The sequence below is a fragment of the Streptomyces sp. NRRL F-525 genome (assembly GCF_000716605.1).
GTDB lineage: Bacteria > Actinomycetota > Actinomycetes > Streptomycetales > Streptomycetaceae > Streptomyces.
Map to the genome: position 1 here is coordinate 469,273 of NZ_JNXE01000002.1, position 13,995 is coordinate 483,267.

11 protein-coding genes are annotated in these 13,995 nt (G+C 69.1%); 8 read left to right on the forward strand and 3 right to left on the reverse strand.

What is annotated here, in order from left to right:
- Positions 1-51: 51 nt before the first annotated feature.
- On the reverse strand, positions 52-1,038 hold the full coding sequence (locus OO69_RS05135) for an aldo/keto reductase (protein WP_033279173.1): 987 nt from the start codon (positions 1,036-1,038) through the stop codon (positions 52-54).
- Between the two features lie 248 nt (positions 1,039-1,286).
- Here OO69_RS05135 and OO69_RS05140 point away from each other — a divergent pair, with 248 nt between their 5' ends.
- The 8 genes from OO69_RS05140 to OO69_RS05175 all read left to right on the forward strand — a co-directional run bounded on the left by OO69_RS05140 (position 1,287) and on the right by OO69_RS05175 (position 12,543).
- On the forward strand, positions 1,287-2,048 hold the full coding sequence (locus OO69_RS05140) for a FadR/GntR family transcriptional regulator (RefSeq protein WP_033279174.1): 762 nt from the start codon (positions 1,287-1,289) through the stop codon (positions 2,046-2,048).
- A gap of 207 nt (positions 2,049-2,255) precedes the next feature.
- A complete protein-coding gene (locus OO69_RS05145) occupies positions 2,256-5,465 on the forward strand; it encodes a discoidin domain-containing protein (protein ID WP_199810882.1) in 3,210 nt (1,069 codons plus the stop codon).
- A gap of 78 nt (positions 5,466-5,543) precedes the next feature.
- On the forward strand, positions 5,544-6,641 hold the full coding sequence (locus OO69_RS05150; protein WP_033279175.1) for an enolase C-terminal domain-like protein: 1,098 nt from the start codon (positions 5,544-5,546) through the stop codon (positions 6,639-6,641).
- A 32-nt stretch (positions 6,642-6,673) separates the two neighbouring features.
- On the forward strand, positions 6,674-8,059 hold the full coding sequence (locus OO69_RS05155; RefSeq protein ID WP_033279176.1) for an extracellular solute-binding protein: 1,386 nt from the start codon (positions 6,674-6,676) through the stop codon (positions 8,057-8,059).
- The gene (locus OO69_RS05160; RefSeq protein WP_033279177.1) at positions 8,056-8,991 is read left to right on the forward strand and encodes a carbohydrate ABC transporter permease; all 936 of its coding nucleotides are present in this window, start codon (positions 8,056-8,058) and stop codon (positions 8,989-8,991) included. Before OO69_RS05155 ends, OO69_RS05160 begins: the two co-directional genes overlap by 4 nt.
- A complete protein-coding gene (locus OO69_RS05165; RefSeq protein WP_033279178.1) occupies positions 8,988-9,902 on the forward strand; it encodes a carbohydrate ABC transporter permease in 915 nt (304 codons plus the stop codon). The genes OO69_RS05160 and OO69_RS05165 overlap by 4 nt, the downstream gene beginning before the upstream one ends.
- Before the next feature lie 29 nt (positions 9,903-9,931).
- Positions 9,932-11,629 carry a class I mannose-6-phosphate isomerase gene (locus OO69_RS05170; protein ID WP_033279179.1) on the forward strand — a complete coding sequence of 566 codons (1,698 nt, stop codon included), beginning with the start codon at positions 9,932-9,934 and terminating at the stop codon, positions 11,627-11,629.
- Positions 11,626-12,543: an ROK family protein gene (locus OO69_RS05175; protein ID WP_051800771.1), complete on the forward strand. Its 918-nt coding sequence runs from the start codon at positions 11,626-11,628 to the stop codon at positions 12,541-12,543. Before OO69_RS05170 ends, OO69_RS05175 begins: the two co-directional genes overlap by 4 nt.
- A gap of 83 nt (positions 12,544-12,626) precedes the next feature.
- Here OO69_RS05175 and OO69_RS05180 read toward each other — a convergent pair whose 3' ends face one another.
- Positions 12,627-13,121 carry a hypothetical protein gene (locus tag OO69_RS05180; protein WP_033279180.1) on the reverse strand — a complete coding sequence of 165 codons (495 nt, stop codon included), beginning with the start codon at positions 13,119-13,121 and terminating at the stop codon, positions 12,627-12,629.
- Between the two features lie 67 nt (positions 13,122-13,188).
- Positions 13,189-13,713 carry an ATP-binding protein gene (locus OO69_RS05185; protein WP_234444334.1) on the reverse strand — a complete coding sequence of 175 codons (525 nt, stop codon included), beginning with the start codon at positions 13,711-13,713 and terminating at the stop codon, positions 13,189-13,191.
- Positions 13,714-13,995 lie beyond the last annotated feature (282 nt).

Sequence of the window (13,995 nt, forward strand, 5' to 3'; positions counted from 1 at the left end):
GGGGGCGGGGGCCCATTCGGCTGCTCACACGTCCCACTGTCCCAACCACCGCTAAACGGCCGGGACTTGTACCTCCCGGGCCGCCGCCGCGTCGAGGTCCAGCCATGCCTCCTCGGTCAGATCGGTGGCGGCCCAGCGGGCAGCGGACCGGACCTCCTCAGGGGTACGGAAACCCGCGACCACGCAGGCCACCCCGGGGTCGCGCAGCGGAAACCGCAGGGCGGCGTGCGGGAGTGCGGTGCCGTGTCGAGCGGACACCTCGGCGAGGAGCCGGGCACGACGCAGTGCCGATTCCGGGGCGGGGCCGTAGTCGAAGGTGGCGTCGCTCGCGGGGTAAGTGCGGCTCAGCAGACCGGAGTTGAACGGTGCGGCAGCCACCACCGCGACCCCGCGTTCGGCGCACGCGTCCAACAAGGGGCGGGCGGTGCGGTCGAGGAGGGTCCACCGCCCGGCCACCATCACGGCGTCGATGTCCGCCTCCGCGACAACGCGCAGCAGCGGGGCGACCGTGTTCATGCCGACACCGACGGCGCCGATGACGCCTTGGTCGCGCAGAGCGGCCAAGGCGGGCAGGGCATGGCCGAGGGCGGCGTCCAAGTGGTCGTCGGGATCATGGACGTAGACGATGTCCACACGGTCCAGCCGCAGACGATTCAGGCTGTCCTCCAGGCTTCGCAGCACCCCGTCCCGTGAGTAGTCGGGGCGGCGGACCAGCGTGTCGGGGACGGCGAAGCCTCCTGCCGTCAGGTCGGATCCCGTGGGTGCGGGGTGGGGTTCCAGCAGCCGGCCGACCTTGGTGGAGATCGTGAACTCCCCCCGCGGGCGATGCGCGAGGGCATCGCCGAGCCGCCGTTCGGACAGGCCGAGGCCGTAGTGCGGGGCGGTGTCGTAGTAGCGCACCCCCACGTCCCAGGCGGCGTCGAGGGTGGCCTGCGCCTGGCGGTCGTCGATCGCGCTGTGGAGGTTGCCGATGGGGGCGGCACCGAATCCCAGCGTGCTGACCCGGACGCTCGTACGACCAAGTGGGCGTGCCCTCACGAGGTTCCCGCTTCCACGGCCTCCGCCGCATAGAGAAGGATCTGCTTCATCTGGCAGGCAGGACCTTAAGGATGGGATCCATTTCACGCAACACCCGTGCGGAAGTGCGTAGTTCATGACGATTTACCAGTGTCTGAGCATGCCTCCAGATCGAAATCTGTCCGATCTCTTCCCAACTCCCAACGGCGGTGCCATATTGGCCCCGGAAAATGAACCTGATTCATTCGTGACGCAAGAAGGGGCGCGCCTTGGGCGACTCAACACCGGCCTACCGACCGGGATATGAACTGGTCGCGGAGCAACTGCTGGAGTACATCGCCCAGCAGAACCTGCGGCCCGGCGACCGCCTCCCCACCGAGCAGGGGCTGGCCCAGATCCTGGGAGCGTCCCGCAACGTCACCCGCGAGGCCGTGAAGGTCCTGGCCGCCATCGGCCGGCTCCAGGTGCGGCGAGGCGCCGGCATCTTCGTCGCCGCGTCGGTCGGCGGGCTGCTGGACGACGAGCTCTCGCACTTCCGGCCGACCGGCATGGAAGACGTCCGCATGCTCCTGGACTACCGCAAGGTGATCGAGTCGGAGACGGCACGCCGTGCCGCCTCCCACGCCACCCCGATCGAGGTCCGGGCCATCCGGGAGAGCGCGGAGAGTTCCCTGACGGCGGCCACGATGCACGACGTCGACACCTTCGCCAAGGCGGACGCGGCCTTCCACGACGCGGTGGGCGTCGCCTCGCACAACGTGTTCCTGAGGGCGAGCGTCGCCGGTGTGCGGCGCCTGGCAGCCCAGTCCGACGTACTGCTCTTCCACGGTGATGTACCCGGATCGCTGGAAGTCGCCGCGCATCAGCATGTGGGCATAGCGGAGGCGGTCGCCGCGGGGGCGGCCGATCTCGCCGAGCAACTGATGGTGGAACACATCGCCACCACCCAGAGCCAGTTCGAGAGCAAGATCCGCGACCGGCTGTTCAGTCCCGAGGCCCAAGCGCCCTCCCCGGAGGCACCGACCTCGTAGACCCGGCCGACCCCGCATGTGCTGCCGCAGCACGGCGATGGGCCGCCCGCCGCCCTCAAGTCCCGGTGGACGACCGGGACTTGCAGGTATCAACCTCCCTCAGGCGATTGGATACGTGTGTCTCATCCGTCTGCGCGCAGGGGCGCCTTCGTGCCGCTGCGAAGAAGTTTCCCCTCCGCCTTCACGGCCGCCTGCTCAGTGGCCGCGATGGCAGCCGCCCTGCTGAACGCCGTGCCGGCCCAGGCGGCTCCCCCGCCGCCGGATCTCAATGTCTACGTCTCCCCGACCGGCCGGGACGTGGGCTCGGGAACCGCCGCCCACCCCTTCAAGTCCCTTGACCACGCGCGGGATTACGTACGCGACGTCAAGCAGAAGGCCAAGGGCGACATCCATGTCCGGCTCATGTCCGGCACCTATCAGCTCAGCCGTACGTTCGCCCTGACCGCGCAGGACTCGGGCCCCGACGGACACCGGATCTTCTACGAGGCCGCCCCCGGCGCGCACCCGGTGATCAGCGGGGGCAAGCAGGTCACCGGCTGGACCCCGGCCGACTCGACGGGGAAGGTCTACAAGGCCAGGGTCGGTGCCATCGACGCCCGACAGCTTTATGTGGACGGTGAGTTGGAGACCCGGGCGCGCAGCGGCAAGAACCCCGCCGGCTTCAGCCAGACCTCCACCGGCTACGCCTTCACCGACCCCGCGCTCAACGCCTACAAGCGTCCTTCGGACCTGGAGGTCGTCAGCTCCTGGGGCTGGAAGCTGATGCGCTGCCCCGTGCAGTCGATCGCCGACTTCAAGATGACGATGCAGCAGCCCTGTTGGCACAACGCGCATCTCCAGCAAGGCCAGGAGATCCAGAACCCGACCTGGCTGGAGAACGCCCGCGAACTGCTGGACACGCCCGGTGAGTGGTACCTGGACAAGGGCGCGGGCGAGATCTACTACATGCCCAAGTCCGGCCAGAACCTCGCCACTTCGACCGTCACCGTGCCGCTCGTCCAGGACCTGGTGGACCTCGACGGGACCAAGACCACCCCGGTCAGCAACGTGTCGTTCCGGGGCATCACCTTCTCCAACTCCACCTGGCTCGCGCCCAGTTCCTCCGAGGGCCTCATCGAGGGCCAGGCCGGTTTCCGGATGGTCGGCAACGACCCCACCTTCGACGCGACCCGACTGAAGTGGCAAAAGACGCCGGGTGCGGTGAACGTCGACCACGGCCACGGCATCGGCTTCGAGGGCAACACCTTCACCCAACTCGGCGCGGTCGGGCTGAACTTGGACACCGGCACCCAGGGCACCGACATCACCGGCAACGTGTTCCGCCAGATCGCCGCCACCGGCATCCAGATAGGCGGCGTCGAGGTGATCGACGCCCACCCCGACGACTCCCGGGACATCACCAAGAACACCACGGTCGCCAACAACGTGGTCACCAAAGTCGCCGACCAGTACAACGGCTCCGTCGGCATCCTGGCCGGCTACACCGACCACACCACGATCACCCACAACAAGGTCTACGACCTGCCCTACACCGGCATCTCCGTCGGCTGGGGCTGGGGCCTCACCGACCAGGGCGGCGACACCAACTACCCCGGGAATCTTGGCGTTCCGATCTGGGACACCCCCACGACCAGCCGCGACACCCAGGTCACGGACAACGAGATCTACGACATCATGAAGTCGCAGGCCGACGGCGGCGCCATCTACACGCTGAGCTCCAACCCCGGCGGCGTGGTGTCCGGCAACTACATCCACGGCACCCCACCGCCCGCCTACGGCGCGATCTACCACGACGAGGGCAGCCGGTACTGGACGAACACCGGCAACGCCCTGTGCGACATCGCCTACCAGTGGCTGTTCCTCAACCACGGCATGGACATCCAGGCCACCGGCAACTTCACCACCCAGCCCGCCTATTCGACCCAGGCCAACAGCACGGGCAGCACCATCACCGGCAACACCACCGTGGGTTCCTGCGCCCAGCTGCCCGCCTCCATCGTCAACAACGCGGGCCTGCAACCGAGTTACCGCCACCTCGACCCGGACCCCGCCGTCCCCGACCACCAGGCGCCCAGCACGCCCGGCACCCCGAGCGCGGTCACGGACTTCCCGACGATCGCGGACCTCACCTGGCCCGCGTCCACCGACGACACCGCCGTCACCGGCTACTCCGTCTACCGCGACGGCAAGCTCGTCAGCGCCACGGGCACCACCTCGGTACGCCTCCCGGGCCTGACCGCCGGAAAGACGTACACCTTCCGCATCACCGCCCGCGACGCCGCCGGCAACGAGTCCGCTCCCAGCCCGACCCTGCGCGTCACCATGCCCTCGGGCACCGACCTCGCCCTCAAGAAGCCGATCACCGCGTCGTCGTACTCGGAGGCCAACACCCCGGAGAAGGCGGTCGACGGAGACCTCTCCACCCGCTGGGCCCAGGGCCTCGGCCTGCCCGACCCGTCCTGGATCCAGGTCGATCTCGGTGCGTCGTACGACGTGAACGGCGCGATCACGACCTTCGAGAAGGCGAGCGGCTACAAGTACCGCATCGAGGTCTCCCCCGACGAGGTCCACTGGAAGACCCTCGCGGACCGCACCGCCACGAACACCACGGCGGCCACCGACTACACCCACACGGACACCCCGGTCGCGGGCCGTTTCGTACGACTGACCGTCACCGGCTCCAGCTGGAACGGCGGCAGCATCTACGACTTCCAGGTCTACGGCACCCCCAGGACCGTCACGGACCACACGGCCCCGACCGCCCCCGGACAGCCAACGGTCAAGCCGCTGCTGCCCGGACTGGTGGACGTCAACTGGCCTGCAGCCACTGACGACACGGGCGTGACCAGCTACGTCGTCTACCAGGACGGCAAGCGGATCGGCGTCACCGACGCCACAACGCTGCGGGTCTCCGGCCTGACCGCCGACACGCAGTACTCCTTCACGGTCGTAGCGCGCGACGAGGCGCTGAACGCCTCCGACCCCAGCAAGGCAGCCGTCGTCACCACACCGGCCGACCACGACCTGGCCCTGAACAGGACGGCGACCGCGTCCTCCGAGTCGGCGGGCTACGCCCCGGCGAAGGCGGTCGACGGTGATCTGTCGACCCGCTGGGCCCAGGGCCTGGGACTGCCCGACCCGTCCTGGCTCCAGGTCGACCTCGGCAAGGACACCGCCGTCTCGGCCGTGGTGACCTCCTTCGAGTTGACGAGCGGCTACAAGTACCGCCTGGAGTACTCCACCGACGGCCAGAGCTGGTCGACGTTCGAGGACCACACAGCCCAGAGCACCACTGCGCGGACCGACTACGCCTTCGCCGACACCCCCGTCACCGCGCGCTACCTGCGCCTGACCGTCACCGGTTCCAGCGGCAACGGCGGCAGCGTCTACGCGCTCCAGGCGTACGGCGGCTTCTGAGCACTCCGCGGCCGCGTACTCCGCGTCCGAGCCGAAACCTTTCTCCCTGCAGATCTCCTACAGAAGACGAAAGCCAGGATGAAGATCACCCATGTCGAAGTACACCGGATCGATGTTCCGCCGGCCAGTCCGCCCTTCCACTGGCGCGACGGGCTGAGCGGAAGCGCTCCGGCGGGCGACGGCGCGGTCCTGCGCATCGGGACGGACGAGGGCGCCGAGGGCGTGGCCGTGTTCGCCCGTCCCGGTGCCCACTCCACCCTGCGGGACCTGGTGGACCGGGTCTTCCGCGCGGAACTGCTCGGAGCCGACCCGTTCCAGCGGGAGTGGCTGTGGCACCGGGTGTGGGAGCTGGACCGTATCCACGAACTCCCGCTCCCCACCCTGGGGTTGATCGACATCGCCCTGTGGGACCTGGCCGGCCGCTACCACGGCGAACCGGTCTGGCGCCTGCTCGGCGGTTTCCGGGACGCCATCCCGGCCTACGCCTCCACCTCGACGTTCTCCAGCATCGCGGAGTTCCTCGATGTGGCGGACCAGTGCCTGGCCCTGGGGTATCGCGGGATCAAACTGCACGCCTGGGGCGACGCCCGCCGTGACGCGGAACTGTGCCTGGCCCTGCGCGACCACGTAGGCCCCAACATCCCTCTGATGTACGACGGTTCGGCGGGCTTCGACCTGCCCGACGCGATCCGGCTGGGGCGCGCGCTCTCCGAGGCCGACTACCTCTGGTACGAGGAGCCGATCCGCGAGTTCAGCATCTCGGCCTATCAGCGGCTCGCCGAGACCGTCGACGTACCGCTGCTGGTGGCGGAGACCTCCGACGGGGCGCACATGAACGCGGCGGACTTCATCCGGGCCGGCGCCGCCACCTTCGGTGTCCGGGCCGGCACCACCCTCCGGGGCGGTATCACCGGCGCCATGCGCACCGCGCATCTGGCCGACGCCTACCGGCTGCGGGCCGAGGTGCACGGTTCGGACATCCCCAACCACCACCTGTGCATGGCCATCTCCAACACCACCTACTACGAGTCCCTGGTGACCTCGGTGGACGTCGTCCGTGAGCGCCATGTGGACGCCCAGGGCCTGGTGCACGCGCCCGTGGGGCCCGGCATAGCCCTTCCCCTCGATTTCGGCTACGGCGACGAGCTCCTGCCGTTCGTCGAGCAACCGCGCTGAACGACGCAAGAACAGAAAGGCAAGGCAAGACGATGGAGTCTTCCCGCTCTCCGAGATCCGGCCGGCGGCACCCGCTGCTCCGCACGGCGGCCGTCACGCTGTCCCTGGCCACCGCGGCCGCCCTGGCCGGCTGCGCCGGCGCCGACACCACCACCCAGTCATCCTCCGCCTCACCGACGTTCAAGTCGGCCGCGCAGAAGGCCGGTTCACAGATCACGGTGTGGGCCGACTCGACCCGGCTGCCGTCGGTGCAGGCGTACCAGAAGGCGCACCCGGACGTGAAGATGAAGATCGTCACGTACGACGGCGGGGCCGACGGATCGACGTACCTCCAGTCGAAGGTGCAGCTGTTCGACCGCACCGGCAGCGGCTGGCCCGACGTGGTGTTCGGCAATCCGACCGACGTGACCTGGGCGTCGGCAGCCACCAAGCCCGACGCGCAGCCGTTCGCCGCGCCCCTGGACGACAAGCTGGTCCCGCAGAGCACGCTCGACGGCTTCGCCAAGGGCTCCCTGACGCCCTGTCAGTTCAACGGCCACACCTACTGCATGCGCAACGACATCGCGCAGGTCGTCCTCTGGTACAACAAGTCCCTTATGGGCAAGTGGGGTTACCAGGTCCCCACCACGTGGCAGGAGTACGAGGCCCTCGGCACGAAGGTCGCCAAGGAGCACCCCGGCTATCTCGTCGGCTCGGTCGGCGACACCAACTCCCATGAGTCGTACTTCTGGTCGGGCCAGTGCCCCGCGTTCAGCCTGACGAAGCCGGACACCCTGCGCACCGACCTCCAGGACCCGAAGTGCACCCGGATGGCGACCCTGCTGGACAAGCTGATCAGCGCCAAGGCCGTCGCCACGCAGGGCTTCTTCAGCCAGGGCTTCGCCAAGGACAGCGGCTCCAAAGTCCTTATGGCGTACGGCCCTTCGTGGTACGGCCAGTACCTCTTCAAGGCCGGCTTCAAGACTCCGGCCAAGCAGATAGCGGCGGCGCCCCCGCTGACCTGGCAGGGCGAGAGCACGGCCGCCACGGGCAACGTGGGCGGCGGTGTATGGATGGTGTCCTCGCACAGCGCCAACCTCAAGTCGTCCACGGACCTGGTCACTTGGCTGACCACCTCCGACGCGAACCAGGCGACCGCGCCCACGTATCCGGCCTACGCGCAGGCGGCGAAAGCGTGGTTGGCGAACCCGGCCAACAAGGACTACTTCGCCAATGATGTGAGCGGGCCGTTCGAGCAGGCCGCGAACGAGGTGTGGACGGGCTGGTCGAACACCCGGTTCTCGGACTCCACGGCCTGGTCCAGCGTCGTACTCCCGGCGCTGACGGCCGGAAAGAGCCTGACCGAGACGCTCCCGGCCTGGCAGAAGGAGATAGCCGGCGAGGCGAAGACCCAGGGCTACAAGGTGGTCGATCAGTGACCTTGCTCGAGACCGAGCGCGTCGCCGTGTCCCCCGTGCGCCGCCGCACCACGCAGCGGCGGCGCACGGGCCACGGTCGCGCGGGCTACTTCTTCGTCGCGGGTTACGCGCTGCTGCTGCTCGCGTTCGGCGTCTTCCCCACCGGCTACTCGTTCTACCTCGCGCTCACCAACGACCGGGGCCAGTTCACCGGCCTCAACCAGTTCGTGAAGGTCGTCCAGGACTACCGCTTCGCCCCGGCCTTCACCCACATGATGATCTACCTGGTCCTGTGGCTGGTGACGCTCGTCGTCCTGGTCGTGCTGACCGCCGTGATCCTGCGCAGCCGCGTGCGCCCGGGCACCTCGGCGCTCTTCCGCTTCCTCTACTACATCCCCGGCGCCCTCGCCGGAGTGGCGAGCGTCCTGGTCTGGCTGTTCATGCTCGACCCCGACGTCAGCCCGGTGTCGTGGCTGCTCACGTCCATGGGGCTGAAGACGTTCGCCGCCGTCCTGGCACCCGGCAACCTGCCGCTGATCCTCATGCTGATCGCCTTCTGGACCGGCGCCGGCGGCTGGATGGTCGTGATGTACGGGGCGTTGAACAACATCCCCGACGAGGTGCTGGAAGCGGCCCGCATGGACGGTGCGGGCCCGTGGCGCACCGCCTGGCACATCCAGATCCCGATGATCCGGCAGTGGATCGTGTACATGGCGATCATGGCCTTCGCGACGGGCACCCAGCTGTTCGTCGAACCCCAACTCCTCCAGACCGCCAGCCTCGGCCGGGTGAGTCCCACCTGGTCACCGAACCAACTGGCCTACGTCTACGCCTTCCAGCAGGGCGACTTCAACGGCGCCGCCGCGATCTCCGTCGTCCTCCTCGCCGTGGGTCTCGTCGCCGCCGGTCTCCTGGTCGCCCGCTCGAACCTGTTCACGTTGGACGAGAAATGACACAGACGACCCTCTTCCTCACGGCCGTGAGGCGACGGGTCCGCCCGTCAAGGACCCTCCCCTTCCTGGTCGTTGGCCTCCTCCTGGCCTTTCTCCTGGTGTTCTTCGTCCTGCCGGTGCTCTGGCTGCTGCTGGCCCCGTCGAAGACCGCCGGCGAAGTGGTGCGGGACAACCCGCTCTCCTTCGGCTCGTTCCACCAAATAGGCACGGCCTGGCGGCACTTGTTCGCCTTCCAGGACGGCGCCATGACGAGATGGCTGCTCAACTCGGCCGTCTACTCCGGCGGTTCACTCGTCCTGACCCTGGCCGTCAGCGTTCCGGCCGGCTACGCGCTGGCGCTGACGAAGTTCCGGGGCCGCAAGACACTCCTCGTGATCACCCTGGTCACCATGATCATGCCGCAGGCCACCCTGGTGCTGCCGATCTTCCTGGAGCTCAACCGCTTCCATCTCATCGGCACCGTCTGGTCGGTGATACTCCCCTTCTCCTTCTATCCGTTCGGTGTGTACCTGGTCTACATCTACTTCGGGAGCAGCCTCCCCAGGGACCTGCTGTCCGCCGCGCGCATCGACGGCTGCACCGAGTGGCAGCTCTTCGCGCGCATCGCGCTCCCGCTCGCCAAGCCGGTGGTCGGACTGGTCGCGTTCTTCAGCTTCGTGGGCAACTGGAACAACTTCTTCCTGCCCTACCTCGTCCTGCCGAACAGCGAGCAGTTCCCCGTCCAGGTGGGCCTGAACCAACTCCTCACCTCCACACCGTCGTTCAACCCCGTCGCCGGCGCCGGACTGAACATCACCATCCCGGAACTCGCCCTGGCCATCCTCATCGCCATCCTGCCCGTGCTGGTGCTCTTCCTCTTCTCGCAGCGCACCCTGGTGTCCGGGATGCTCGCCGGATCGAGCAAGGAATGAGCGGCGCCCTGTCCGCGAAAGGAAACCCCGTGTACCGGCTCGATCCGCGCTACGCCCCCGCCCCACAGGCGGCCCTTCACACGGGCTGGCAGGCAGTGGCCGCCCAACTCCCGGACGGCCCGGCGGTGTTGGCCATCGACGGATCCCCGTCCGTCGACTGGTCCCTCCTCGCCGACCGCCTCACCCATGAGCTGACCGGACGCGGCATCGCCGTCACCGTGCTCGACATCCGGGACCACTACGCACCGCCGGCGCTCATCAGAAGCCGTACCGAACGAGCTGCGGACGCCGACGACCCCTACTTCCGCAAGCTCGCCGACAACTCCCTCGACGACCTCTTCGAGACCCTCCCGACACCCGCACCACCACAGTCAGGACTGCTCCTCGTCATCGGCCCCGGCGCCGCCCTCGTGGAGCACGACCTGCTCTGGTACGCCGATGTCCCCAAGCGCTACGCGGAGGCCGCCGTCGGCGCGGGCGAGGTGGGCGCCAACCTCGGACTGCCGGACGAGAAGCCCGACTTCAGACGGCTGTTCTACATCGACTGGCCGATGCTCGACCGCCACCGCGACTCCCTCGCCCACCGCCTCGTCGCCTGGCTCGACCTGCAGCACCCCGAACACCCGGCATGGATCGACGGAGCGGGTCTGCGCGCCACGTACACCGCCCTGTCCCACAAGCCAGTCCGCACCCGCCCGTACTTCAACTCCACACCCTGGGGCGGCCATTGGGCCCAGCGCGAGCTCGGCTTCAACCCAAACTCCCGCAACACAGCCCTCGGTTACGAACTGATCGCACCCGAGGCCGGCATCCTCATCGGCACCGGACCGGAGACGCAGGCCGAGGTGCCGTTCCAACTCCTGTGCGTGCTGGAACCGTTGAGCGTGCTGGGGGCGGAGGCGCATGCCCGCTTCGGCACGTCCTTCCCGATCCGCTTCGACTACCTGGACACCGTCGGCGGCGGCAGCCTCTCCCTGCACTGCCACCCCAAGGAGTCGTACATGCGCGAGCGTTTCGGCTGGGACTACACCCAGCACGAGACGTACTACCTGACCCTCGGCAGCACCGACACCAAGGTGTTCCTCGGCCTGCGCGAGGACGCCGACGTCGACGTCTTCCGCAAGGAGGTGGAACGGTCCATCACCGACGGAATACCCATGGACCCCGAGGACCACGTCCTCGCCTTCCCCGCCGAACAGGGCCAGTTGTTCATGATCCCGGCGGGCACCCCGCACGCGAGCGGGGCGGGCAACCTCGTACTGGAGATCAGCGCCACCCCCTATCTCTGCAGCCTGAGGTTCTACGACTGGCTGCGTCCCGGCGCCGACGGCAACCCGCGCCCCCTCCCCTACGAGCACGGCTTCGCCAACCTGGAGACCGGACGGCGCGGGGAGGCCGTAGCCCGTGACCTGGTCCAGGAACCCCGCACCCTGCGCGAGGGCACCGGCTGGCGGGAGGAGGTCATCGGCGCGCTGCCCGAGATGTTCTACGAGGTCAGGAGGTTCGTGCTGGACGCCGGGGCCGAGGCGGCCGACGACACACAGGGACGGTTCCACATCCTGAACGTGGTGGAGGGCGAAGGCGTCACCGTACACACGGCGGCCGGGGACCGGCACGAGTTGGCCTACGCGGAGACGCTGACCGTGCCGGCCGCGGTAGGCGCGTACACCCTGCGAGCGGCGGCCGGTGGCGGCCCAGTGCGTGTCGTGAAGGCGCTGGTCCGTTGATCCCTGTCCTGGAGATCGGCGGCACCCATGTCACCGCGGCGCTCGTCGACCCGCTGGACGGGCGGGTCACCGGCCGTACGCGCACGCCACTCGACGCGGACGGCGATGCCGGGACCATCATCGGCACCGTCCGCCGCTGCGCCGATGAACTGCCGGTGCCTCCTGGTGCGCGGTGGGGCGTGGCGGTACCCGGGCCGTTCGACTACACACGAGGGATCGCCCTCTTCCAGGGCGTGGGCAAGTTCGACGCCCTGTACGGGATGGACATGCGGGCAGCACTCCTGCACGGACTGCGGCAGCGTCCCGGCGACGTCGTGTTCCTCAACGACGCCCACGCCTTTCTGACCGGCGAGTGGTCCGCCGGTACCGTCCGCGGGCACCGCCGCGCCGTGGGCATCACGCTCGGCACCGGTGTCGGCTCGGCGTTCCTCGCCGACGGCCGCGTCCTCGACCACGGTCCCGGCGTACCGCCCGGGGGCCGGATGGACCTCACCGAGATCGCCGGACGACCGCTGGAGGACACGGTCTCCCGCCGTGCGATCCTCGCCCGCTACGGCGACCCCGCCGCCGATGTGCACGACATCGCCGGACGAGCCAGAGCGGGGGAAGAGCGGGCCCGGCGGGTGCTGGCCGGCGTCTTCACCGCACTGGGCGCCGAACTGGGCCCGCGCCTGGCGGACTTCGGCGCGACGGCCCTGGTCGTCGGAGGCTCCATGGCCCGCTCCTGGGACCTCGTCGCCCCCGCGCTGTCCGCCGGTCTCGCGACCGGGGGCTGGCCGCCGGACGACCCGTGTATGCGCGCGATGAAACACGCCGGCTCCGTGGGGGACGCCGCACTGGTGGGCGCGGCCCGCGCGGCGGCGACGCCGATCTCCGACGGGTCCCCGGCCGGTTCCCGTGGGGCACGTCCGTGACCCGCCTCCAAGGGTCGCCGTGCGGTGTCCGTGGAAGTCTCCAGCCCCGCGCCGTATCGCCGCGAACTGCCGGATGCGGCTGGTCAGTTCGACGTGTCCAGCGACCAGAGCGGTGTGCTGCCGGCGACACGGCAGGTGAGGAAGTACAGGGGTATCGGCGGCGTGTAGGGCTGCCCGGTCTCGGGGGAATGGATCAGCCGGGGATGCTCCAGGCCCGGTTTCGGGCGGGTGCTCGTCCAGGAGGGGTCGGCCACCTGGGCGCCGATCGCGTAGCTGATGGACGGCGGCCAGATGACGCCGATGTGCGAACCGGCCGGCACGATCCACCACCAGCGCCGGGCGTCGGCGAAGACGCAGCCGACACGCTGCAGATGGTCCAGGACGCGTTCCCCGTGTTCCCGGGGCATGCCCACGGCGTCGTATCCGAGGCTCGCGCGTAACCGCGCGGGGATCACCAGGCGTCGGGACCGGACGCGGTCGTGCGTCGGCGGCTCGGCGGGGTTCGGGGACGGAGTGAAGCTGTGAGCCGACGGCTCGGAGGAGGACGGGATCGGGTCGCGGCTGCGCGATCGGTACATGGGGGGACCCTTCGGCCGAGTGGGGGGATGGGCCGGGCGGGGGGGGCCGGTGCCGGCCAGGCGGGCGTCAGGGCGGGACGGGTTCGTCGGAGTCCGTGGCCAGTTCGGCCCAGACGATCCGCCCGGACCGGTGCGGGACGTCCCCCGTTCCCCAGTCGCTGCTGAGCTCTGTGACGAGCAGGAGACCGCGCCCGCCCTGGTCGTCGGGGCCGGGCCGACCGGGTACCGGGAGCGTGGGACCGCGATTCTGGTCCTCGACCTCGATCCGGAGGACTCCGTCCGTGATCCGCACCTCACAGACGATCCAGTCACTCGCGGAGTGGGTGAGCGCGTTGGTGACGAGTTCGGAGGTCACGACGACAGCGTTGTCGCGGACGACTTCGCGGACGCCCCACGCGATGAGCAGTTCGTCGACGGTTCTGCGGGCCAGGCCGACTGACGCCGGGGTCGCCGACAGGCCGAACAGATGGCTGGGGCAAGAGAGTTGGTTCCCGGAGACGAGCCGGCCGGGGCCTTGCGGCCCAGGGAGTCGGCCAGGACGCCCGCCTCCGGGAGGTCGGTCCAACGGCTGGGGGAAAGAGGGCGGAACCATCGCCGTACGCCTTTCGTGTGCCTTCGCACCCTGGGCGGTGCCGGTCTCGCGCCGGCCGACCGCGCACGAGGCGCGGATGGCGACCCGGCCGGGCCAACGCAGGTCGCAACCCTTTTCCCCCAACTGGGCTGCGCCGTCTCGCTCTTCGACGAGCTGTGACGACGTGTCTTACTGTGACACCTGCCAACAACGCATCGCAACCGGCAAGTTGAAAATTGCATGTCGTGAAGTGCATGCTGCTTCCGCCAGGAAGTGATCGAAAGAGTCGGTGAAGAGCGAAAC